The 21,539-nt window shown below is 69.1% G+C and carries 16 protein-coding genes and 2 pseudogenes; 11 read left to right on the plus strand and 7 right to left on the minus strand.

Features of this window, described 5'->3' with window-relative positions:
* Window positions 1-46: 46 nt before the first annotated feature.
* The 3 genes from ACZ4FV_RS31605 to ACZ4FV_RS31615 all read right to left on the minus strand — a co-directional run bounded on the left by ACZ4FV_RS31605 (window position 47) and on the right by ACZ4FV_RS31615 (window position 4,442).
* Window positions 47-337 (minus strand): hypothetical protein, encoded by a 291-nt coding sequence (locus tag ACZ4FV_RS31605; protein ID WP_465323845.1) that lies wholly within the window; start codon window positions 335-337, stop codon window positions 47-49.
* Window positions 338-1,943: 1,606 nt separating this feature from the next.
* Entirely contained in the window at window positions 1,944-2,246 is a 303-nt protein-coding gene (locus tag ACZ4FV_RS31610; RefSeq protein ID WP_395874017.1) for an ANTAR domain-containing protein, read from the minus strand.
* A gap of 201 nt (window positions 2,247-2,447) precedes the next feature.
* Complete coding sequence (locus tag ACZ4FV_RS31615; RefSeq protein ID WP_465323846.1) at window positions 2,448-4,442, minus strand: hypothetical protein; 1,995 nt, start codon at window positions 4,440-4,442, stop codon at window positions 2,448-2,450.
* A gap of 134 nt (window positions 4,443-4,576) precedes the next feature.
* Here ACZ4FV_RS31615 and ACZ4FV_RS31620 point away from each other — a divergent pair, with 134 nt between their 5' ends.
* The 7 genes from ACZ4FV_RS31620 (at window position 4,577) to ACZ4FV_RS31650 (ending at window position 10,922) form a co-directional block, all read left to right on the plus strand.
* The gene (locus tag ACZ4FV_RS31620) at window positions 4,577-5,725 is read left to right on the plus strand and encodes an AraC-like ligand-binding domain-containing protein (protein WP_465323847.1); all 1,149 of its coding nucleotides are present in this window, start codon (window positions 4,577-4,579) and stop codon (window positions 5,723-5,725) included.
* 501 nt (window positions 5,726-6,226) lie between these two features.
* Window positions 6,227-7,594, plus strand: a complete 1,368-nt coding sequence (locus ACZ4FV_RS31625; RefSeq protein ID WP_395873955.1) for an ATP-binding protein — start codon at window positions 6,227-6,229, stop codon at window positions 7,592-7,594.
* Window positions 7,591-8,025 (plus strand): roadblock/LC7 domain-containing protein, encoded by a 435-nt coding sequence (locus ACZ4FV_RS31630; RefSeq protein WP_395873957.1) that lies wholly within the window; start codon window positions 7,591-7,593, stop codon window positions 8,023-8,025. Before ACZ4FV_RS31625 ends, ACZ4FV_RS31630 begins: the two co-directional genes overlap by 4 nt.
* On the plus strand, window positions 8,022-8,387 hold the full coding sequence (locus tag ACZ4FV_RS31635; protein WP_395873959.1) for a DUF742 domain-containing protein: 366 nt from the start codon (window positions 8,022-8,024) through the stop codon (window positions 8,385-8,387). The genes ACZ4FV_RS31630 and ACZ4FV_RS31635 overlap by 4 nt, the downstream gene beginning before the upstream one ends.
* Entirely contained in the window at window positions 8,347-8,970 is a 624-nt protein-coding gene (locus tag ACZ4FV_RS31640; RefSeq protein ID WP_395873961.1) for a GTP-binding protein, read from the plus strand. The genes ACZ4FV_RS31635 and ACZ4FV_RS31640 overlap by 41 nt, the downstream gene beginning before the upstream one ends.
* Window positions 8,967-10,223: a cytochrome P450 gene (locus ACZ4FV_RS31645; RefSeq protein ID WP_395873963.1), complete on the plus strand. Its 1,257-nt coding sequence runs from the start codon at window positions 8,967-8,969 to the stop codon at window positions 10,221-10,223. Before ACZ4FV_RS31640 ends, ACZ4FV_RS31645 begins: the two co-directional genes overlap by 4 nt.
* A gap of 354 nt (window positions 10,224-10,577) precedes the next feature.
* On the plus strand, window positions 10,578-10,922 hold the full coding sequence (locus ACZ4FV_RS31650) for a hypothetical protein (RefSeq protein ID WP_465323848.1): 345 nt from the start codon (window positions 10,578-10,580) through the stop codon (window positions 10,920-10,922).
* A gap of 414 nt (window positions 10,923-11,336) precedes the next feature.
* Here the strand turns inward: ACZ4FV_RS31650 and ACZ4FV_RS31655 are convergent, their stop codons facing one another.
* Together ACZ4FV_RS31655 and ACZ4FV_RS31660 are read right to left on the minus strand one after the other, a co-directional pair.
* Complete coding sequence (locus ACZ4FV_RS31655; protein ID WP_465323849.1) at window positions 11,337-12,878, minus strand: pyridoxal phosphate-dependent decarboxylase family protein; 1,542 nt, start codon at window positions 12,876-12,878, stop codon at window positions 11,337-11,339.
* A gap of 64 nt (window positions 12,879-12,942) precedes the next feature.
* On the minus strand, window positions 12,943-14,502 hold the full coding sequence (locus ACZ4FV_RS31660) for an FAD-dependent oxidoreductase (RefSeq protein ID WP_465323850.1): 1,560 nt from the start codon (window positions 14,500-14,502) through the stop codon (window positions 12,943-12,945).
* A gap of 681 nt (window positions 14,503-15,183) precedes the next feature.
* Between ACZ4FV_RS31660 and ACZ4FV_RS31665 the strand changes: the two genes are divergently transcribed.
* Window positions 15,184-16,140, plus strand: coding sequence for a TIGR03557 family F420-dependent LLM class oxidoreductase (locus ACZ4FV_RS31665; protein ID WP_395873971.1), 957 nt, complete (start codon window positions 15,184-15,186; stop codon window positions 16,138-16,140).
* Between the two features lie 359 nt (window positions 16,141-16,499).
* On the opposite strand, the gene ACZ4FV_RS31670 is transcribed toward ACZ4FV_RS31665, so the two are convergent.
* On the minus strand, window positions 16,500-17,327 hold the full coding sequence (locus ACZ4FV_RS31670; protein ID WP_465323851.1) for a PRC and DUF2382 domain-containing protein: 828 nt from the start codon (window positions 17,325-17,327) through the stop codon (window positions 16,500-16,502).
* A gap of 733 nt (window positions 17,328-18,060) precedes the next feature.
* Between ACZ4FV_RS31670 and mihF the strand changes: the two genes are divergently transcribed.
* The 3 genes and pseudogenes from mihF to ACZ4FV_RS31685 all read left to right on the plus strand — a co-directional run bounded on the left by mihF (window position 18,061) and on the right by ACZ4FV_RS31685 (window position 20,611).
* A complete protein-coding gene (mihF, locus tag ACZ4FV_RS31675) occupies window positions 18,061-18,396 on the plus strand; it encodes an integration host factor, actinobacterial type (protein ID WP_465323874.1) in 336 nt (111 codons plus the stop codon).
* Between the two features lie 903 nt (window positions 18,397-19,299).
* Window positions 19,300-19,458 (plus strand): annotated as a pseudogene (locus ACZ4FV_RS31680) (methyltransferase domain-containing protein); the annotation flags it as partial.
* 88 nt (window positions 19,459-19,546) lie between these two features.
* Window positions 19,547-20,611 (plus strand): hypothetical protein, encoded by a 1,065-nt coding sequence (locus ACZ4FV_RS31685; protein ID WP_465323875.1) that lies wholly within the window; start codon window positions 19,547-19,549, stop codon window positions 20,609-20,611.
* A gap of 183 nt (window positions 20,612-20,794) precedes the next feature.
* On the opposite strand, the pseudogene ACZ4FV_RS31690 reads toward ACZ4FV_RS31685, so the two are convergent.
* Window positions 20,795-21,214 (minus strand): annotated as a pseudogene (locus ACZ4FV_RS31690) (cation:proton antiporter regulatory subunit); the annotation flags it as partial.
* Window positions 21,215-21,539: the final 325 nt, after the last annotated feature.

The raw sequence follows: 21,539 nt of genomic DNA on the forward strand, positions 1-21,539 counted from the left end.
TCGGCGGCGGCTGTGGTCGACGAGGGTGACGTGCGGCGCGATCTCATCAAGCGGCAGAGCGAGTTGCGGCAGGTCGGGACACCGGGGTAACGACGCCGATCCACAGGTTGTGCTGGGCTTTCCACATGACGATGGCCTGCACCTGCTCCCAGGGCAGACGGGCGAGGTACTCGCCGCGGATCGTCGTGGCGCAGATCGCAGGCCCGTCGACGTCAGCCCTGAAGTACCAGTCGCCACGCAGGGCGCCTGCCACCGTGAGGACCAGGACACCGCCGAAGAGTCCCCAGATCAGGATCGACATCATCGAACCGGGATCGGTGAAACCGGAGGCCACCATGACCGCGGTCGACGTTCGCGACCCGGCTCGGCACAGGCCACCATTCGCTGTGGTTGGTAACGGTTTTTGAGCATCGGGGAGTTTGTGACAGGGGCCGGGGTCGACTACGCGGCGATGATCCGGGGACATCCGGCACGCCGGCGCAGTTCGGACGCGGCGTACTGGCTGGGATCGAGAAGCACGTGAGGCCACGCGTCGCCTACCTGGTGTATTTGCAGGAGGAGTTGTCCTCCGAGGAATTCATGCTCCTTGCAGCGGCGCCGAGCAGGGATGTCTCCGACCACTTCGGCATGCCCGGGTGGGAACCTCGTGTGCGGGCCGCGATGGACCGTCTCGGTGGCCAAGATCCCGACTTCGCGGAGCGGTTTGAACCCGACTATGGAACGGAGTTTTCGGAGTTCGGGACTGGGCCGGGCGAGTGGGCCGTTCACGATGGCGGTTTCGTTCATGAAGCTGCGCGCCCAACGTGCGGTGCCGCCGGTGATCGACCTCCCCGAGGGATGGCCGGGCGTGGCGCGTGCCGGCGGCACCGAGCTGGCACCGGCGGACGTGGTCGGTGGTCCCCACGATCCGATCGCCTTCGTCGTCGGTCTGCGGGTTCCGGGGTGTGTGCCGGTGTTGGTTCCCGGCGAGGGTGCCGGTGACGGCACGCTGTGGTTGACGGCCGGCGGTGCGGTTCCCTCGGTGGCCGCGGCGGGCTTTGCCGATGGTCGTCGTCCGAACGTCCTTCAGCCGGGGCCGCGTTCGCTGTGGACCGAGGTCGAAAAGGCTTACCGTTGGTGGGACCGGGTGGGTCGCCCGGAGGTGTTCGACTTCGGTCTGACCGTGACCGTCGGCGCGGGAGAGGTCCACCAGGCCCCTGGTACGCGAGCCCGGATCGCGAGATCCCCGAACGCTCCTGACCCGGCCCTCGTCCCGCCGTGCCGGTCGGGCGGCAGGCGGTCCGGCAGCCGGTGCGCCGAACACGGGCGTGGTTGCTGTCGTGGACGACCGTGACCAACGGGGCCGTGCCGGTGGTGGCCTGTGGTTCTCGCTCGGTTTTCCTGTCTGGTTTCCCGTACGACTTCCGGGCTCGGTTCCCGATGGGGGGTGTGTCTTCTCAGTAGCGGGTCAGGGCCCGGTGCGTTCGGTTCGACGTCGATATCGAGGCAGGTGGCGCCACCGATCCGCCTGCTGGTCTGTGGGAGGACGTGGATCCGGTGGACGTGCCGGTATTCGGTGCAGGGTTCGGTCGGATCCGGGCTGACGTCGGTCCGGGCGGTGGTGTCGGGTTTCACTCGGTCGGGCGCGTGAGGGTCGTGGCGGGCGGGGCAGGGGTGGTGGACGCCGTTCCCCTCTGTTTCCCGACCGGGGAGGGATGGCGTGTGGTGGGTGGGCGTCTCCTTCCGGCGGGGGAGGAGGCGCCCGACCGCACGGGTGCCGCCCGCGCCCGATGCCGTGTCGGGCCGTGCCGCCGGTTCGGGCCGTTGTGCCGGGAGTCACCGGATCGGCGCTGCGGTGTGCCGCGGGCGGCGGGCGCCGCTTCGCGGGCGGGTGGTCGGCCGACCACTTCACCGCGGTCCTGCGTACTGCGAACGTGCACCTCCCGATCCGTGTGGCGCCTGGTTCACGGTGGTGCGGGCGTGTGGTCGGTCCGGGTGGGGGTGACCGATGCGGGCAACTCGCGGGCGCTGGTGCGGAGTTTGATGCTTCGTTCCTGGGAGGTCCGCGAGAGGATCGCGAACGCGCGGTTGGCGTCCACGCCGTATCGGGCCATCGGCAGGCCCTTGGCCTGGTCGACGTCCGCCCGCGATGCCAGGGCCGGCGCAGGTGCCCGCCCCGTTGGCGGGACCGCTCCTGACGCGTCGGTTCCATGGGCGGCACCTTCACGGCCACGGTGTGGTCGAGTCCGCGGTCGACGCCTTGCCAGACCTCACCCATGCCGCGCGCGCCGACCGACTCCAGTTGACCGTCGCCTTGGCGTACCTGTCCGTGCAGGGCACGTTCAGCAGGCGTCCCAGCGCCAGGTCCCGGCCTCGAACGTCCCAAGTGGGACCCGCAGCCCCGCATCGCTGCGGGGCTGCGGACGCTGGAACCGGTTCCGTCGGACGAGGATCCCGTGCCGAGTGGGTCAGCGGTTCGGGGAGAGTTCGATGATCGAGCCGTTGGCCGCCCCGCTCACCACGATTGTGCCGTCCGCACGCGCAACCACATCCGACGTGAAGGTGAAGCCGGGAATCAACGTGATTCCGGTGATCTTGGTGGGCAGCCCGGTCGCCAGAACGGTTCGGCTCGCGGTCCCGGGAACGACGCGCAGCAGGCTGCCGGGAGCGGCGGGGTTCTGCTGGGCACTGCCCTGGGCATCGACGACGAGGAGTCGGCCCTGGCCGTCCAGCGTCACGCCTTCGGGCTTGTCGAGACCGCCGGCGACCGTGCCGGGGGTGCCGCCCTGGACCGGCACGGCAACCACGCGCCCGGCGCCCGCCTCGGCGATGTAGACCTGCTGCGTGTGGGCGTCGTACGCGAGGCCGGCCGGAGAATTCAGCCCCGTGGCGACTACCGTCCGGGCGCCGTCGGCGACGTTCACGCGGTAGACGTTGCCCAGTGCCTCGTCGGACACCAGCACGGTGCCCGCAGGGCCTTGCCGCACATGCCAGGGGATGACGAACCCGCTCGCGACGACGCTTCGGGCGCCGGTGCGGAGGTCGAGTTTCATCAGGCGTCCGGGACGCGAAGAGTCGAGCCAGTCGGTGTAGTACAACGTGGTGCCGATCTGCACGGCTCCGGGGGTGACGCCCTGGTTCCGGCTGATCAGGAATTGCGAGAGCGTCGTCACCCGGCCGCGGGGCGACACCGAGGCGAGCGACGTGGCACCGGCGACGAGGAGAGATCCGTCGGGGTTGAGGCTCAACGACGTGGGGGTGGCCAGCGGCCCGGTCGGGAAGACCCCGGTCAGCGTGCGCGTGCGCGGATTCACCCGCTGGATCCCGCCCTGCACGAAGTTCGAGACGTAGATCGTGCCGCTGCCCGGATCGATTGCCAGGTTGTCGAAGGCTCCGCGGCCGGCGGCGAGCAGCGTCTTGCTCCCCGAGGCCCGGTCCACCCGCCACACATTGCCTTGGCCCGGAAGGTTCTCCACCAGGACCAACGACTCGGCCGGGTCGAGAGTCTTCGGCATCACCTTCACCGCCGACACCAGACCCTGGAACCGGGTGGAGAGTCCGGCGACAGAGCCCGGGTTGCCGGGGTCCACGACGGCGATCCGCCCGGCGTAGTACTCCGGTATGTATGCCAGACCGTCGGACGCCATGCCGAAGCCCTCCGGCACGCGAAGCCGGTGGGTGAGCTGCCTCGGAGCGGCTGCTCCTTGGGGATCGACCTGCCACAGGCCACCCGGGTGCGCGGGGTCGAACGCCAGATCGCTCACGAACAGCCGTCCGTCGGAGGCGAAGGCGATGCCGTTCGGCCCGGTGACCCCGTCGGTCACCTCGGAGGCGATGGTGGTCCGCGCGGAGCCGTCCGGCGCCATCCGGACCACCGACTTCTTCAAGGCGTTCGTGACGTAGAGGTTCCCGTCCGGGCCGACGGCCACATCGTCGGGAGATTGCAAGGCATCGGCCACCGGATCGGTGTCGTCCGCGATGCGCACGGCGGCACCCGTGGTGAGATCGATCCGCGTGATGCGGTCGTAGAGCGCCTGGGCCACATACAGGTTCCCCCGGCCATCCAAAGCCAACCCATTGGTTGATGGCAGCGGATTGGGCTGCACGAGGTAGCGCGCACTGTAGGCGTCGCTCTCGACCGCTGCCGCCGGCGCACCGCTTGGCGCCGCACCGCTTGGCGCCGCAACGCCGGGCGCCGCAACGAGCAGCGGAGCCGCTGCGAGGAACAGCACGGCGGACGGGCGGGTCGCCCACCTGCCGACAAGCCGGGATCGTGCTGTGCGAGCCATCCTGAAAACCTCCGTGTCACCAAGCACCTGCGACGCAGGCGGGTCTCGTTCCCGGTCGCGCGGCACAGCGGCGCCGGGCGACGAAAACCGTCTCGCGTCGTATACCGAGACCCTCGCAAGCGGCGCAGCATTGGAATCGGCGGTCCGCGCACAGCGAACAGGCGATCCGCGCACGGTGACCGGAAGGACCCCCGCACCTCCCGGTGGCCGTCCTCGGCCGGACACCGTCGGCGCGCCGCCCCTACGATGGGCCCTCGTCGATGGGCGGACGCTCCCCGATATGCCCACATTGGAAAGAAGTTGGCCGCATGACAGGTCCACGAGAACCCGACACGCCGCGTTCACGGAAGCGGTCGCTCGCGGGTTTGGGCTCCGGGAACGCCCCACGCCACCGCATCGGTTCGGACGGTCGCCGGCGGTCGACGCCGCGCCCCGGTGCCGCGCCCTCGGCCGGCTCCGCTCCGGACGTCGACACCTGGCGCGAGATCCTGCGTGACGCGATCTTCCAGTTGGACGCCACCCCGTTCCGCCCGCCGGACCCCCGCGGCTATACGGGTTGGGTCAACGTCCACGACTTCGGCGCCGTCAGCATCAGTGATGTGGCCTCCGATCCGGTACAAGTCGCCCGAACTCCCCGCCTCATCAGACGCAATCCGGTCGACATGTACCTCCTCCTGCTCGCAGTGCGGCCCAGCCGGGCCGCCGCCGGCACGCACCACGCTCTGCTGCGCCCGGGCGACGCCGTGCTGGTCGACTCGACCCAGCCCTACTCGCTCACCGCCGACGCCTTCGCCCACTACCTGTCCATCCACGTGCCACGCGCCGCGCTCCGGCGGGACCTGCGCACAGCTCCCGCCGTCGGTCGCGTCATCCCGGCCCACGACCCGACGCTGCGCGTGCTCACCGCGGTCGTCACCGAACTCGCCTGCAGCCCGCTCGGTCGACCGTCCGAGGTCCTGGCCGAACTCGGGCACACCACGTACGAGTTGCTCGTGTCCACACTTCGCACAGCCGCAGGACCAGGTATGTGGAGCTCCGACGTGCAACTCTCCCGGCGTGCACAGTCGACGCGCATGCGCGAGTTCATCCGCCTCCATCTGGCCGACCCGGACCTGTCCCCGAGAACGCTCGCCGCCGCTTTCGGCGTCTCGACCCGTTACGTCGACCTGGTCTTTCGCGAAGGCGACAGCTCTCCCGCCGAGTTCATCCGCGATACCCGCCTCGACCAAGCCCGTCGCAGACTCGCCGATCCCCGGCAACGGCACCTTTCCGTCAGCTCGGTCGGCCAGTCCGTCGGCTTCACCGACCCCGGGGTCCTCATTCGCGGCTTCCGACGCCGGTACGGAGTCACTCCGGGCGAGTACCGCCGTACGCGCCTGCCGGAACCGCAGGGCAACGCCATGGAATTCGTCGACGTGACCGAACCGAAGGCGCAGATGGATGAACCGTGGGCGTGATTCCCGGGCCGATGGACGAGGAGCGAGCGGCACGCCCTCGCGGGCCCAGCCACGTTCGGCCACGCAGCGCGGGCCGGCACGTTCGCCTCGCGTTTTACGGATGTTCGCGAGGAGTTCTGCGGGTTTTCGGCCACGACAGCGTTGATTTCGTGCTGTTTCCTCCTTCCTGATAGATGCATCGTAACGGTTGGCCGGATATCGTCGGCAGGCCCCATGGCTTGTTCGTCTTCCCACGGACGGCCGATTCCGACAGCCCGGTCGCGCGCCACCCCTCACGTTCACACCGAGACCAGACCCGACCCGGGAACACATCGGCCGCAGAGACCCTGCCGGTTGCGAAAGTTCCCTGACGACCGTGAATCGCGTCACCTCCGATGCCGCCCACAGGCGGATCCCGACTGCGAATTCGAGATCACCAAAGGGTGCGATCCACACGACAGTTCATCGCACGACACCTATATCGACCAGGGAAATCGCCCTCGCCCGACTGGACATCGCCTGATGCAGATACCCCACGCACTCGCCGTGGTGCTGACCGTCGTCGCCGCCGCCGGCGTCATCGCAGTGCCCTGGCTGATCCGGACTGAACGGCGTGCACGCCGCCTTGGACGGGCATTGCACGAGGCCGAGGTCGGCACCGCCCGAGCCGAGCAGGCTCTCCAAGCACTCCGGATCGAGACCGACACGTGTCGTGTCGATCTCCGAGACGTCCACGAGGAGCTGCGTCACCTGGGCAAGGTTCGGCTCCCCGGCCTGATCACCCACCTCGCGCATCCCCACGTGCCCGTGCCGCCCCTGGACAATCCACGCTGGGCGGGGACCGAACTGGGCGAACTGCAACGACAGATCCTGGACGTCGTGGCCTCGGGCGTTCGCGACGAACGCATCCGCGTGGACGAGGCGGCGCAGGACATCCTGCGTCGCACGGCGGCCGGTTCACGAACCCTCTCGCAGCAGATGCAGCGCATCCTGATCGAGGCCCAGGACCGATTCGAGGATCCGCAGATCCTGGACAGCCTGGTCAAGCTGGACCACCTCAACGAGCGCACCAAGCGGCTGTGGCAGATCATGGCGGTCGCCTGCGGCGACTCGACCGGACTGTCGCGCGTGGACTCGCACTTGGAGGACCTGGTCGCCGGCGCCCAGGCGCGCATCGAGAGCTACCAACTGATCAGGCCCGTGAACAACCTCAGCGTCGAGCGACGCGTGGGCGTGGTCGCGCACGCGGCCGAACCGGTGGCCGTCATCCTCGCGGAGTTGATGGCGAACGCCGCCTACTTCTCCACGGGAACGGTGCCCGTCTCCGTCGCGATCCACGAAACGGCCACCGGAGCCTTGGTCGTCATCGACGACGCGGGCCCCGGAATCCATCCCGACGACCGGGAGTTCGTCGACCGGATGACCTCGGGCAGCAGGCGTGTGCTGTTGACCGAGCTCGGGTCACCGCCGCGGCTGGGCTTCGCGGGCATCGGCCGCTTGGTACGCGAGTATCCGATCGACGTGAACGTTTCGGTGTCCCAGTACGGAGGAGTGCACGCAGCCGTACACATCGCGAAGGACTTGCTGGTGTCGATGGATCCCGTCACTCAGCCGGTCTCGGCCGCCGCCGCCGTACCCGTGGGTCTGCTGCGGCAACAATCCCGGGCGTCGACGCCCGAAGCCGCGGCTGCGGCGCTGCCCGCCACCGCGCCCGACGGCATGCCCCGGCGGCGACGGCAGCGCCCGGACCCGAAGCCGGTATCGCTGGAGAGCGAACGACCACAGGACGCGGACGAGGTGCGCCACCGCTTCGCCGGCTTCCAAGATGTCACCCGGCAGCACCGTGTCGACGCCGATCGTCCCAAATACATCGAAGGGAATCCCACATGACCCAGGCCCGTCGTCACTCGATGAACGAGCAGCCGGACCATTCAGCGTGGGCCGAGCGACTCGTGAGGTCCGAACCGGGCATCGCCAGCGCCCTGTTCTTCACCGCGGACGGTCTCAAGGCCGGTGCCCACGCGATGGACGTCGACACCCAGGACAGCGTCGCGAGCATGGGCTCGGGCCTGCACAGCACCGCGAAGGCGACGGTCCGCGCGATGGCTCCCGGTAACGGCGCCGAACTGGAGATTCGCAATGTGGTCGTGGACACCGATCAGGGCTACCTGATCGTCATGGACGCCGGGAAGAACACCCGCCTCGCGGCCTTCACCACGCCCGACGCGGAACTGGGCACGGCCGCCTACTCGATGCTCAAGCTGATCGCGCTGGTCGGGCGGGGCGTGGGCGCCGAGACACGGGAGGACGTCGCCCAATGAACGCACGCAGGCAGGCCCCACGGACCGTGCCTGCGTACCTGGCCACCGGCGGACGCAGCGCGACGCACCGGAACACCTACGACCAACTCACCAGGCTCTCACGGCTCGGGGAGTACGTACCCAACGGCCTGGACTCACCCCACCTTCGGCTCCTGGAGGTACTGGCCGGCGGGACGCTCACCATCGCCGATGCCGCGGCCTTCCTGCGCCTTCCCGTCTTCGTGATCCGCGTGTTGGTCGGCGACCTGGTGGACCTGGGCGTAGTGCAGGCCGTGCCGCCGGCCGACCTTCCCGACGTCGATCTTTTGGAGAGAGTGCTCAATGGACTCGTCAAGGCTCGCGAGAACGACCTCGCCCGTTGAACCGGCGTATCTCGACGAGTCGTCGACGTACCTGGTCAAGATCGTCGTCGCGGGCGGCCTCGGCGTCGGCAAGACGACGTTGATCCGCGCCGTCTCCGAGATGAGGTCGGTGCACACCGAGGAGGTGATGACGGCCGCGAGCGTATCCCTGGACAACCTCGAGTTCACTCCCGAGAAGACGACCACCACCGTCGCCATGGATTTCGGGCGGATCACGCTCGACCCCGGTGACACGATCCTCTACCTGTTCGGTGCGCCCGGACAGGGCCGCTTCAAAGAGGCGTGGGACGACGTCTCCTACGGAGCCAAGGGCGTCCTTGTCCTGTTCGACGTCCGCCGGCTGGACGCGAGCTTCGAAGCGCTCGACCTGGTCGAACGCAGCGGACTGCCGTACTGCGTGGCCGTCAACCGCTTCCCCACCTCACCCGATGTCAGCCCCGACGTACTGCGCGACCACCTCGACCTGGACGCGGACACTCCCGTGGTGTCCTGCAACGCCTTGGACTTCACGTCCTCGCTGGACGCGTTGATCGAACTGGTCCGCCACGCCCTCACCCGAATCCGCCTGGACGCCGCCTCGTGACCACACCGCTGTACTTGCCCAACGCCTACCAGCTGTACAGCCGGGAGTTCGCCCGGGACCAGCAAGGCCACTACCGCGACATGCGCGCCAACCACGGGGTGATCGCTCCGGTGGAGATCGCGCCGGGGGTGTACGGCCATCTGGTGATCGGCTATCGGGCAGCGCTGGAGTTGCTGCACGACACCGAGACGTGGAGCAAGGATCCCACGACCTGGGCCGCGAGCCTGTCGTCGGACCACCCCATCCTCGGCATGTTGGGGCCGCGTCCCAACCCGCTGTACACCGACGGCACCGCACACGAACGGTACCGCAGGGTGGTCACCGACTGCTTCGATCTGGTCGAGCCGCATCACCTGCGCGACCTCGTCCGCGAGATCGCCGATCAGCTCATCGACCGATTCGCCCACAGCGGGCAGGTCGACCTGATCACCGACTTCTCCCGTCCGCTTCCCTCCTACGTCTTCAACCGGCTCTTCGGCCAACGCGACGATGCCGCACCACAGTTGATCACCGCGCTGGCGAGCCTGCTGGAAAGCGGGGCGGGCGAGGCGGAGTTCTACGAGTACATGAACCGGCTCGTCGGTGCCAAGCTCGAGCGGCGCGACAACGACCTGACGTCCTGGTTCTTGGACCACCCGGCCGACCTGTCCACGGAGGAACTGCTGCACACTGTGGTTCTCACCGTCGCCGCCGGGCAGGAACCGACCACCAATCTGATCGCCAACACACTTTCGCTCATGCTCAGCGACAACCAGTACTACAACGACCTGTCCAACGGCGCGCTGAGTACCGAGCACGCGATCGGTCGCATCCTGCGGGAGCGACCGCCGATGAGCAACTTCGCCCCGCACTACCCCACACGCACGGTCAACTTCCACGGCACCACGATTCCGGCGCACACCCTCGTCATGGTGTCCTTCGCCGCAGCCAACACGGACCCGAACGGGCCCGGTACCGACCGGATCGCCGGGGGCGGCGCGCATCTGGCCTGGTCCGCCGGCCCGCACGCGTGTCCGGTGCGTCACGATGCTCTCGTGATCGCCACCACCGCGATCGAACAGCTCATCCGGCGCTGCACCGACCTCGAACTCACCATCCCCGAGGAAGAATTGGAAGCACGTATCGGCCCCTTCCACAGCGCCCTGGCGCACCTGCCGGCGCGGTTCACCCCGCTGCGGAGCACGAGGAGGGCAGGGAGTCGGGCGTGGCCGGGCAATCCGTTCTCGGCGGCGATCCCGACAACGACGAACTGACGTTCGTCGCCGAGCGGCCGGCGAGGCGGCGCCGAGACAGACGGAACGCGGGCCGTCGTCGGCGATGTCCCGCGCTCGGCCCTCGCGCACGATGGGCCCGCCACGCGGGACCAGCGCTCGAGCTGCGCCTCACTCTGCTGCGCCGGACGCACGGGTGCGGGAGCCGGCAGACAGTGCTCCACCTGTATGTTCGCCGGTTCTTCTGCGATGCCGGTGCGTGCGACAAGCGGACTTTCGCCGAGCAGATACCCGATCTGCGCTTCCGGTACGGACGTTGCACCGTGCTCCTGCGCACGATCCGCGAAGCGATCGCCCTCGCGCTCGGCGGCCGGGCCAGCCGCCCGTCTCACCGAGGTGCAGGCCATCGGCCTGGGCAAGGACGCCCTCCTGCGACTGATCCGGGCCCTGCCCGACCCGGAGGTCCGCACGGTCCGGGCCCTCGGGGTCGACGACTTCGCTCTGAAGAAGGGCCACGTCTACGGAACCGGGATCGTCGCCGAGTTCGGTTGGGACCCCGAGACCGTCCGCAGGTTCATGCGCGCCGACCCGGGCCAAGCCCGACCTCCTCCGCAAACGCGTCGTTCTCTACCGATGAAGATCAACACGAAGGAGATCGCGGAACTCGCGACAGAACCTTTGATCTGCCCGAAAGGGAGGGCCAGGGAGATGCTTGACAGTTCGGTCCTGGGACATCCCTGACGGTGTCTCGCGTGATGTTCGACGGTTCCGGTGATGGTTGACGGTCAGCGCGAGGCGTTGAAGCGGATGGTTCCTCCCAACGGAAGCGAGCTGATCCGCGACGAACCGTTGCGCCCCGGTGGAGGCGGGAAATCGCCTTGCGGCTCGGTCGCGACCCGACGGGTCCCGGATGTCACCGAGGCGGAAGCCCGGGCGCCGTGTCGGAGGTACTCCTGGCCCTTGTGATCGCCACGCGGTTCGACAGCCGGGGGCTCACCCTGGCCGACAGCGCGGCGGACAACGGCTCCCGCAACGGAGCGCGATTGTCGCCCTTGTGAAGACGCGCACCGGTGGGGTCGTGTGGAGCGGCTCGCCCGGGCCGATCGGACGGGGAACGCCGGTCCGACCGAGTCTTCGCTTTCGACGCGATCGGGATCAGGACCATGCCTTCGCCGGTCCGGCGGCCAGCCGGGTCACGGACCAACGTATGTCCTCGAGAAGGCGGTCGACGACCGTGCGATCGGTGCGCGGGTGGAGGATGCAGGCGCGTACGACCAGACCGACGCCGGGGAGTTCCGTCGTGGTCAGGTAGGTGTTCTTGCGGGAGCAGATCAGCTCGCACAAGCGGGCGTTCCGCCGGTCCTTGTTCTCCTGTCCGGCGTCGGCGGGGTCGGCGGCGGCGGTGAAGGTGACCACCGGCAGGACGGCGGGGTGGGCCTGGACCAGGTCGACGCCGGGCAGTTTCCTGATGCCTTCGGCGAGGTGGTGAGCGAGGTCCATGGTCGCGTCAAGGCGTTCCTCGAAGGCCCGGATTCCGTGCATCTTCAGCGGGAGCCACGCGGTGAGGCCGCGTATCTCCCTGGAGAGTTCCGGCCCCAGGCCGCAGAAGTCGACGACGTCCTCATCCTCGGTCAGGCCCGGGAGGTAGGCGGCACCGGGGACTTCGAAGGCGTCCGCGAGACGGCGTCGATCCCGGACCAGGAGTGCGGAGTTGCCGTGCGGGAGGAAGAGGGATTTGTGCGCGTCCACCGCGATCGAATCGGCGCGTTCGATCCCGGCGAGGGCGGCCTTTCCTCGGGTGGTGATGCGGAAGAAGCCACCGAAGCAGGCGTCGACGTGGAACCAGATGTCGTTGGCTTCGCAGTAGGCGCCGATGCGGTCCAGGTCGTCGATGGCGCCCGAGTTGGTGGTGCCGGCGGTCGCCACGACGCACATCGGGCTCAGCCCGGCCACGCGGTCGGACTCGATGGTCGCGATGAGTTCGTCGACGTCCAGAGTGTGGCTCGCGGTGGTGGTGATGGTGGTGATCGATGCCGCCGGCAGGCCGACGGTCCGGGCGGCTTTGGAGATCGAGAAGTGTCCTTCGCCGGAGACGTACATCCTGGGCGTGCGCAGGGCGGGGGAGATGCGCTCGTGGTGTCGGCGGGCGCAGACGAGGGCCATGAGATTGGCGATGGAGCCGCCGGTGGTGAGGTAGCCGAAGGACCCCTCGTCGTATCCGAGCATCGAGCAGTACCAGCGAATGACGTTGCGCTCGATCTGCTGGAAGCCCGGCGCGGCGATCCAGACACCGGCGAACCGGTTCACGGAGGCGGCCACGAAGTCGGCGACGGCGCTTTGGAGCAGGCCGCCGGAGGGGATGTGCGCCATGAAACCGGGATGGGGATGCATCGTGCCGTTGGTCATCGCCGGCCCGAAGAGCGTGTCCAGGAGCGGTTCGAGGGCCGTGGGTGCCGTGGGGACGTCGTCTTCGCGTAGTTCCTTCGAAACGCGCAGGCCGTCGGAGTAGGCCGCGACGTCGAGGGAGTCGTCGACGTAGGAGGCGGGATAGGCGCCGGCCGCGAGGTCTTGGTGGAACCTCAGCACATACGCGGACACGGTTTCCAGCAGTTGTCGCGACTGCGCGATCGAGAGGTTGAGTCCCGGCCCCGAGGGGCCGGCCGGTTCCGGGGCCTTGTCATGGGCGAATTCGGCCATGGATCGTCGTCGTCCCTCGTTCGCGGTGTGGGCGGAGAGTTGCAGGTGGGGCGGTATGCGATGCCTACGCGCTGTACAGTTCGGCGGGTCGCGATGACCGGACTCGGCGGCCGAATTCCTCGACGATTCGCTCCGCCTGGGACTCGGCATCGAAGGTGCGGAACAACTCGTACAGCAGCCGCCTGCCCCGGTCGTGCGTGTCCACGACCCGGTCGTAGGGGATCCGGGAGAATGCGACGCTCTCGTAGAGCCGGGTGAAGTCGTGCGGGTGTGCCTCCTGAACCAACCGCTCGACACGGTTGCGGTGTGCGAAGGTCGCGTCCGTCGTGTCGTCGGCCAAGGTGTCGAGGTGCGCACGTGAGAGGGCACTGATGGCGTGGCACGGACCGACGCGTGCCGCCGTGAACTCGGCCAACGTCTCGGGGACGAAGTCCCCCGTGTGACGTCCGCGAACGCGGTCGAGGATGTCGAAGAAGACGTGCGCGTCCTCGAAGCCGCAGTTGATGCCCTGGCCGTAGAACGGAACCATCGTGTGCGCGGCGTCGCCGACCAGGACGGCTCGGCCGTGGTGATAGCGTCCGGCCTCGATGATCCTGAGCGATGCGGGCGGCCGGTGCGGGAAATGGAGAGCCGTGCCCGGGAACAGGCGGGCGATGTCGGGGAATTCGGTCCGGAAGAATCGTTCCGTGTCCGCTGCCGTGGGCAGGTCTCGAAAGCTGGGAACGGCGAGATCGTCGACGCTCATCGGCAGGAACAGCGACGCCGAGTAGGAGTGGTCGCGGTTCGGCTGGGCGAGCAGCAGGTGGTCCCCTCGCGGCCAGACATGCAGCCCGGCAGGGAGATCCGGGTCCATGGCGGACTCGACCAGGATGTCCTGGCCGCGCGGGCCGGCGGGCATCCGTAGCTCGATGTATCCGTGCGTGATGTACTCCTGATGGACGTCGAGGCGGCTGCCGCCGCGGGACATCGCGTGGCGGACGACGCTGCCGGCTCCGTCGCATCCCACGAGAAGAGCGGCCTGTCCGTGGACGAGGTGGTCGCCGCCGGCGATGAACACGGCCCGGCCGGCGCGGGCATCGGCGCGTACGCACTCGTGGCCGAAGTGCAGTCGCGCCCCGGCGCGCTCGGCCTCGTCGAGCATGATGTGGTGGACCCGGTGACGGGGGATCGACAGCAGGTGGTGCCCGGGCTCGGAGCCGTACGCGTGCGCGGACAACGTCCCGTCGGTGTGATGGACGATGCGATGCCCGCACCGCACACCCTCGGACTCGAGCATGGTCCGGAGTTCGGGTTCGAGGACGCCGGTCCCGCGCAGGGTGAGTGTCAGATTGAAGGAATAGGTCCGCCGGGAGCCCGACGCGGGCAGCCTGGGATCCGGCCCCTTCTCGTAGACGTCGACCTCGAAAGCCCGGTCTCTGAGCCGTTTTGCCATGAGGCAGCCGATAGGACCCGCGCCGACGACTATTGCTTTCACTGCGTTCCCTCGATGACGAGCGGCCCCGCGAGAAGTCCGATGGTGGGGGTCCGGTGCGCGACGCGTTCGGCGTCGGCGGCGGGCCGGCCCCGTGGGGAAGGGGGCTCGCGGGCGTAGGCGCCCTGAGCGTGCGTCGAAGGCGGATGACACGTGACCACGTCAGGACCTCGGGCTTTCCCCGGCAATCGCGGCATTAAGAGGAATACGATCTTCCGCTTGCCCTTCGTGACTCGCTATCCATATTGCGCGGAGGGTGTGCCGGGCGCCGTCCGCACGTTGTGACTCCCAGCACCCGACATCCAACGGCGCTGGCCCGCGCTCGCCCAACCGGCGGGAACGGCCCGACCAACTCCCACTCGGAATCCGACGGACCACCACGCGCCACCCCCGACAATCATCGAACCCAGCCGCGCACCACCGGGAATCCCCCGCGAGGCGTGGGGCAAGTCCCTCGGCTATCGCCGGGTGGTGGCGGATAGCTTGCGGGGCCCGCCGGTCGAGATCGCGGCGCACGATTACGGCTCCGGAACTCCCAGGCGCCGCGCACGGCGCCGGCGGCTACGGCTCGCGCCCGCTCGACATTCCCGCCACTCGGTGGACCGGTGGGCAGCACGCTGCCGACACATCGAAGGCGCAACGCCCTCATCGAACTCGACATCCCGTTCGTGCGCCCTGTCGCGGGGCTTCCACGCGCCTGGGAGCGCCACCGGGCCGGCGTCCTTGTCGGCTTGCGAACAGCGCTCGCCGGTCGCGGCATGCGCAGGCATCCGACGAGCGTGACGGGGTACCGGCGTGGCGAGAGTCGGACCAGTGGCGAGGGAGCACGAAACGATGACCGAGTACGGCTATTTCCTGTCCTGCGAGGAGTTCACCCCCAAGGAATTGCTCGACCAGGCCAGACGCGCCGAGCGGGCGGGCTTCACCCGTTTGGCGATCTCCGACCATTTCCACCCGTGGAACGACGCGCAGGGCAGCAGCCCGTTCGTCTGGTCGATGATCGGCGCGCTGTCGCAGGCCACTGACCTGCCGGTCACTACGTTGGTCACCTGTCCCACCGTGCGTCTGCACCCCACCATCACGGCGCAGGCCGCCGCCACATCCTTCGTTTTGCTCGGTGGGCGCTTCGTGCTCGGCGTGGGCACGGGAGAGGCGTTGAACGAGCATGTGAACGGCAATCCTTGGCCTGCCTTCGCGGACCGGGGAGACATGCTCGAGGAAGCCGTCGAAGTCATGCGAAAGCTGTTCACCGGCCGCCTGATCAATCACCGGGGTCGGCACTACACGGTCGACAACGCGCGCCTGTACACCGCGCCCGAGGCGCCGCTGCCGATCTATGTGTCCGGCTTCGGGCCGAACGCGGCCGAACTCGCCGGGCGGATCGGCGACGGCTTCGTCACGATGACCCCCGACACCGATCTGGTGCGCGCATTCCGGGCCGGCGGCGGGCTCGACAAGCCGGTGATCGGAGGCGTCAAGGTGTGCTGGGGCACGGACCGGGACAAGGCCGTCGACACGGTGCATCGCCTGTGGCCCAATGAGCTGCTGCCCGGTGAACTCGCCCAGATCCTGCCCACACCCGCTCACTTCGAGCAGGCCGCCGAACTCGTCACCCGCGATATGGTCGCCGACGCCGTCACCTGCGGCGACGATGCCGACGAGCACGTGCGAACCGTCCGGGCCTACGCCGACGCCGGCTTCGACGAGGTCTACGTGGGCCAGATCGGTTCGCAGCACGAGATCTTCTTCGACGCCTACCAGCACCACGTTCTGCCCGCCCTGCGCGACTGACATGGGCGGTCGCCGCGAAGACGACGTGGCGATGAGCAACAGGAATCGATCCCCGGACGCCGGTGCTGATCACGGAGGCGAAACCCGGATGGGGCAGGAGAACTCGATCCGGTCGGAGGGTAGGACGGTGGCGCGCCTGTGGCGTTCCATCTTCCGTACGTCCGCGTCCGTGAGGTCCGCGTGGACGTCTGCGTCCGCGCCCGCAGTTCACCTCGGAGCGGCGGATGCGGGCGTCGACCGCCGACTGCCGGCGTTTGCGCACCACGTTCGGCACCACCTCCCCCCCCGCGCGAGCAGCCGGGTCCGGGCCGCCGGTGAAGGGTCGGCGCACGACGGGGCCGCCGTACGCCGACCACGCGTCAACGGTCGCGCTTGCGCTCGTCCTTGGGGTGCTTGCCCCGCGGGGCGCCCTCCTGGTCTTCGACGTCGATCCGTTCCTTGCGGACCTTCCCCGTGACCGTCTCGTCCCGGGTGACCTCCTCGGTGGACACCCGCACGCGCTCCACGGGAGTGACCTCGGTGTGTGTGATCGGGCGTTCCTCGTAGAGGGTGATCTCCTGCTCCTCCTCGCTGATCCGGCCGCCGGACGCGCCCGCGCGACGGTCGGCGTCGGTGATCGGCTCGCGTTCGATGCGTGCCTCCTGATGGGTGACCGGCACCGTGGTGGTGACCTCCTCGGTCACCACGAACTTGCGCAGCCGGATCGCCCGGGCTTGTCGGCGCTCGGTTTCCACGACCATGCGCTCCTCGGAGCGGATCATGGCGTCCGCCTTCTCTTCGCCACCGGCGTTCGCGTCGCGACGGGCAGAGCGGGAGTCGGCACCACCGGCGACGGCGGCGCCGGCGGCCGCGTCCGAGGCATTGCCCTGTCCGGGTTGCTCGAGGCCGTAGTGGCTGTACAGGCGCTGCTCCTCGGCGGGTTCCAGGTGGCCGTCGTCGTCGATGCGGGGCGCGTGCTTGACGGTGTCCTTCGGATAGGCGACCCGGAGGCCGTCCTCGTCGTGCCGAGCGCCCTTCAAAGGCACGAAGGATTCCTTGTTTCCGAACAGTCCGGTGCGCACGGTGACCCATTCGGGGCGTCCGGAACGGTCGTCGAGATACACCTGTCGGACAGTGCCGACCTTGGTGCCTTCGGGATCGAGAACGGTTGCGCCGGTCATTTCCCGGGGGTCGAGTTGTGTGGCCATTCGAGCAGCTCCTTGTCGGGGAAGAGTCGCGGAGGCGACAAAAGCCTTTTCCCGGTGCGTACCGTCGGACACGAACGCGCCCGCGTGTCAGCCCGATGGGTCAACAATCGAACCCTGCGCGGTTCGCGACCCGCGGATGGCTCGGATGTGAGGGGCCGGACAGTCGCGATCGCGTCGATTCGGCAATGTATGCAGGGCGGAGTGCGGCAGGGCAGGCGCGTGTCGAACGGATTTGCCGCTCATGTGGCGGACCCACTGCCCCTGGACGGGCGGGCCGCCTCCTCGACGCCGAGAAGGTGGCCCGCCCGGTTCCGGGTCGGCGTTGCCGTCGACCAGGGGGTGGTGGCGGGCTCAGGCCGCCAAGCCGCCGCCGGTGAGGGTGCCGACGAGGGAGCCGACCAGGGAAACGATGTCGGGAAGGTCGCGGCCACCCTTGGCGGCCGGCGGAGTGATCGGCTTGGTCTCCGTGCTCGTGATCGCCGCCGCGAGCGCCTCGGCGTTCGAGACGACCGTGGACCCCGCCCGGTTTGGGTGACCGAGGGCTTCGCCGGGACCGCAGAGCCCGCGGACCCACTCGTCGGAGCCGTGGCAAGCAGGTCCTTGCCCGCGGTCTGCACGGCCGTCAGTCGCTCCTTGACCGGAGGTGTCCGCAGCGGCTCCCTCACGCGGCCGCGCCGCCGCGAGCAAGTCGGGGGACGCCTTGGCCAACGCCCCCATCGATCCGAGCTGCTCAATTTGCTTCGTCGCGGCCCCGACTGCGCCTCCACCGCTCAGTTCCGAGCGGCGCCAAGCCGCGCTCGACAAGGCCGCTGCCGTCCGCAGGGAGCGAGCCGAGGTGCGAGAGGGTCTCAAACACGGCACGTTGTCGTTGCGCGAGGTGTTGGCCACCGACTCCCAGGCCGTCCGCAGGATGCCGGTGCGAGCCCTGCTCGAGGCTCTCCCTTACATCGGGACGGTACGTGCCGACAGACTCCTCGCCGAACTGGGAGTCTCCGAGAGCCGCCGGATCCGCGGCCTCGGTGTCCGACAGCGCGGCCGACTCCTCGAACGCCTCACACCGCAGGGCTGACCGGCGGCCGCCTTTCCCCCCCCGTGACCGTGCTGACCCGGACACACCGGGGCCTGGTCCGGTCCGACCGTGCGGCGCCGACAACGACGCTCAAGGGTCGAGCCCGACTCCGGGCGGCCTTCCGTGCGTTCATCCGGAATCCCGAACGTACCGTGCGTGGATCGGTGGGCGCCGGTGTCGGGAGCCGTGGCTACTGTGTCGCGGGTCCGAGTCCACGGGGGAGTCATGCGTCCATACCGGAAGCACGCGGCCGTCTACGTCGTGGTGGTGGTGACTGCTTGGACGGCGACGCGTGCCCGGCCGCACCGTCAACCGGATGACCGGCAATATGCGCGATCTGCACGACCGGTGTCAGACGACCGCGCTCCCGCAGAATCAAGGAGTGCCCACAGCCGGGGTACGCGCAAGACTGCGCGCCGCCGAACAAGAGCTTGATCGTCAAATCGGTGTAACTACGCCCCATGATCCCAGGCTAACGAGCCCACCGAGCGGGCACCGGCGACAAACGGCGAAGACCGAGCCTCGCCAGAGCGCTTCCCGGCCCGACGCCGACCCGGCACTGCGGCAGGGCCGTACGACCCGCTCACACGGCCGGCATGCGGCATCGTCTCGGCTTCCGTGTACTCCCGGCGGGGGTTCCCTTCAACTTCCACGGAACGTAATTATGATACTCCTTACCGTGACAAGATGAGAAAAGGGGCGGGACGTGGGCGAGCACAACAAGCCAGACCCGGATCCGTCGAAGGGCAGGCCACCGCCCGGGAACAAGCACGGCCAGGTCCCTGAGGAGCCGGAGCCGGACGGCCAACACCGGAAGCCGAAGCCGTGAGGAACCCCGACCCCGACCTCGACCCTTTCCGTACCCGTGCCATGGACGCGATGGACACGTCGGTTGTGGCGGGCATGCTCGTCGTACTCGACGTCGAACCCGGCCACAACGTCCTGGAGTTGGGCACCGGCACCGGCTGGAACGCCGCCCTGCTCGCACACCGGGTCGGCCCCACCGGACACGTCACCACCGTGGAGGCCGCCCCCAACCTCGCCGCGAACGCCCGCGCCACCGTGGCCGGGGCCGGCTTCGACACCACCACCACCGTCGTCCTCGGCGACGGCGCCATCGGGCACCCGGACACCGCCCCCCCACGACCGCGTGATCGCCACCTACGCCGTCGACTGCGTCCCCTGGACATGGATCGAACAGCTGCGCCCCGGTGGGGATCTGGTGTTCCCGTGGGGCCGGTTGGGGCATTTCGCCGTGACCGTCGCCGCCGACGGCCGCTCGGCGACGGGGTGGCTGCGGGGCCTGGCCCAATTCATGCCGGCCCGCGACACCGCCCCGGTCCCGGAGTTCGACGAGATCCGCGCCGGCCGCACGGCGGACGACGAACGCTTCCTCGCCCGAGACGTGACGCGTCCGCGGCGTGGTCGCGCCGCGGCGGCGGCCGCGGGCGGGTCGCCGTGGCGGATAAACGCGAGGTTGCGCTGGTGGCGGCCGCGCCGCGCGTCGGTCATGGGCGCGCCTCGGCGCTCAGCGCGGTCCAAGCAATCGACCGGGCTGAGCGCGCGGCGCGATTCGGGCTGCGCGCGAGGACGCTGTACCGGCGCGCGTGGTCTGGGTGACGCACGTTGGTCAGGTCGGGTTGAGATCGCGGTTCCGGCGCCATGTGATCACCATCAGGAACGGGAAGAAGACGGCGCACACCGCGAACGGGCCGCCGACGACGAGACAGAAGGCGCTCATGAACAGGCCCACCACGATGGGTTCGGCGGCTCCGGTGCCGGCGTAGGCCTCGTGGTCGTCGTGCGTGATCAGCCAACTGCCGGTGTCCTTGCGCACCAGGCGGGCCTCGGCTTGTCGGCCCTGCGTGCAGGCCCCGGAGACGTGGACGCGGACGTCGACCACGATCGCGTCGCCGTTGGCGGGGCGGAAGTCGCCGTGGCACTGCCGCCTCTTTCCCTCCGGCACGGAGACGTTCTTGGTCTGGGTCACCGTGACGGTGCCGCGTTCGCCGTACCAGTCGTACGCGGCCCCCACCGCTTTGACGCTGCGGATCGGGACGTCCCAGGTGAGCTGCACGAAGAAGAAGGCGACCGGCAGGCAGATCAGCCACATCACGAACAGCCCCCCGACGCTGCCATGGCGACCGGCACGCGGAGGGCGCGCTCGCTCGGTCTCGTGGCTATCGTCCACAGAGCTCCTTTGGCTCGATCGTGAAGTGCGTACGTACGGGGTCGATGGCCGCACTGTGCGCGGTGGTGCACGGCCTCGGTGGTCGGCGCTGTTGCGTGACGCGCGGCAGTTCACCTGGGCTTTCCAGCCGGGCCGGTTCGCGTCTATTCGCGGATGAGTGCTCTCTCGTCGAGCGTGCTGAAGTCCTCGCTGCCGATCTGCGTCGGCGTCGCCACCGGAAAGACGGAAGTCCGGGGACGGCGAGGGGATGGCGTCGGTACGCCGCAGCACCGCGACGATCGACACGCCGGTGGCGGTGCGCATCTGGGTCTCGGCCAGCAGGCGCCCGTTCCAGTGCGAGGTGGCGGCGATCTCGATGCGCTCGGCGACCAGCCCCAGCCCGGTGGTGTGCAGCAGGTTGGGGCTGTGGTGTGCGGGCATGAGCGCGTCCACGAGCGCCTCCGCCTCGGTCGCGGTGAGTTTGAGTGAGAGCGAGCAGGCGTCGGGGTCGTCGGAGCGGTAGGCGTTCAGCGTGCGGCTGCCGTCGCGGTGCGCCACCACGGACAGGTGCTTGTGCTCGCGGGTGGTCAGGTCGTATTTGACGCCGATTCCCGGCAGCGGTGTCGTGTTCAGACGCGGAGGGGGCAGACCCGGTCCCCCTTTTCGTCTCGCCCGGGCCTGGCCCGGCAGCGGCCGTGCCCCGTCCCTGGACGGGTGGCGCCGTTCGTGGTTGAGAAACGTTTCCGCGCCGGTGATCGCCCGTGGTGCGGGGAGACGTGCCTCTCCTGACAGGCCACGCACTCTAACGAAGCGCCCGCAACGCCTTGTGGCTGACGTCGGCCGGCACTCGGCGGAACTGTGCGGCGCAGAGGGGCAACGGCCACGCTGTGCGCGCTCGATAGTCGCCACCGGCAGGGACGCATACGGGACGTGCCTGTCATGCGGTGGCGGTCGTGTCTTCCGGTGGGGCGCT

It is taken from the genome of Embleya sp. NPDC025285 (assembly GCF_055558835.1).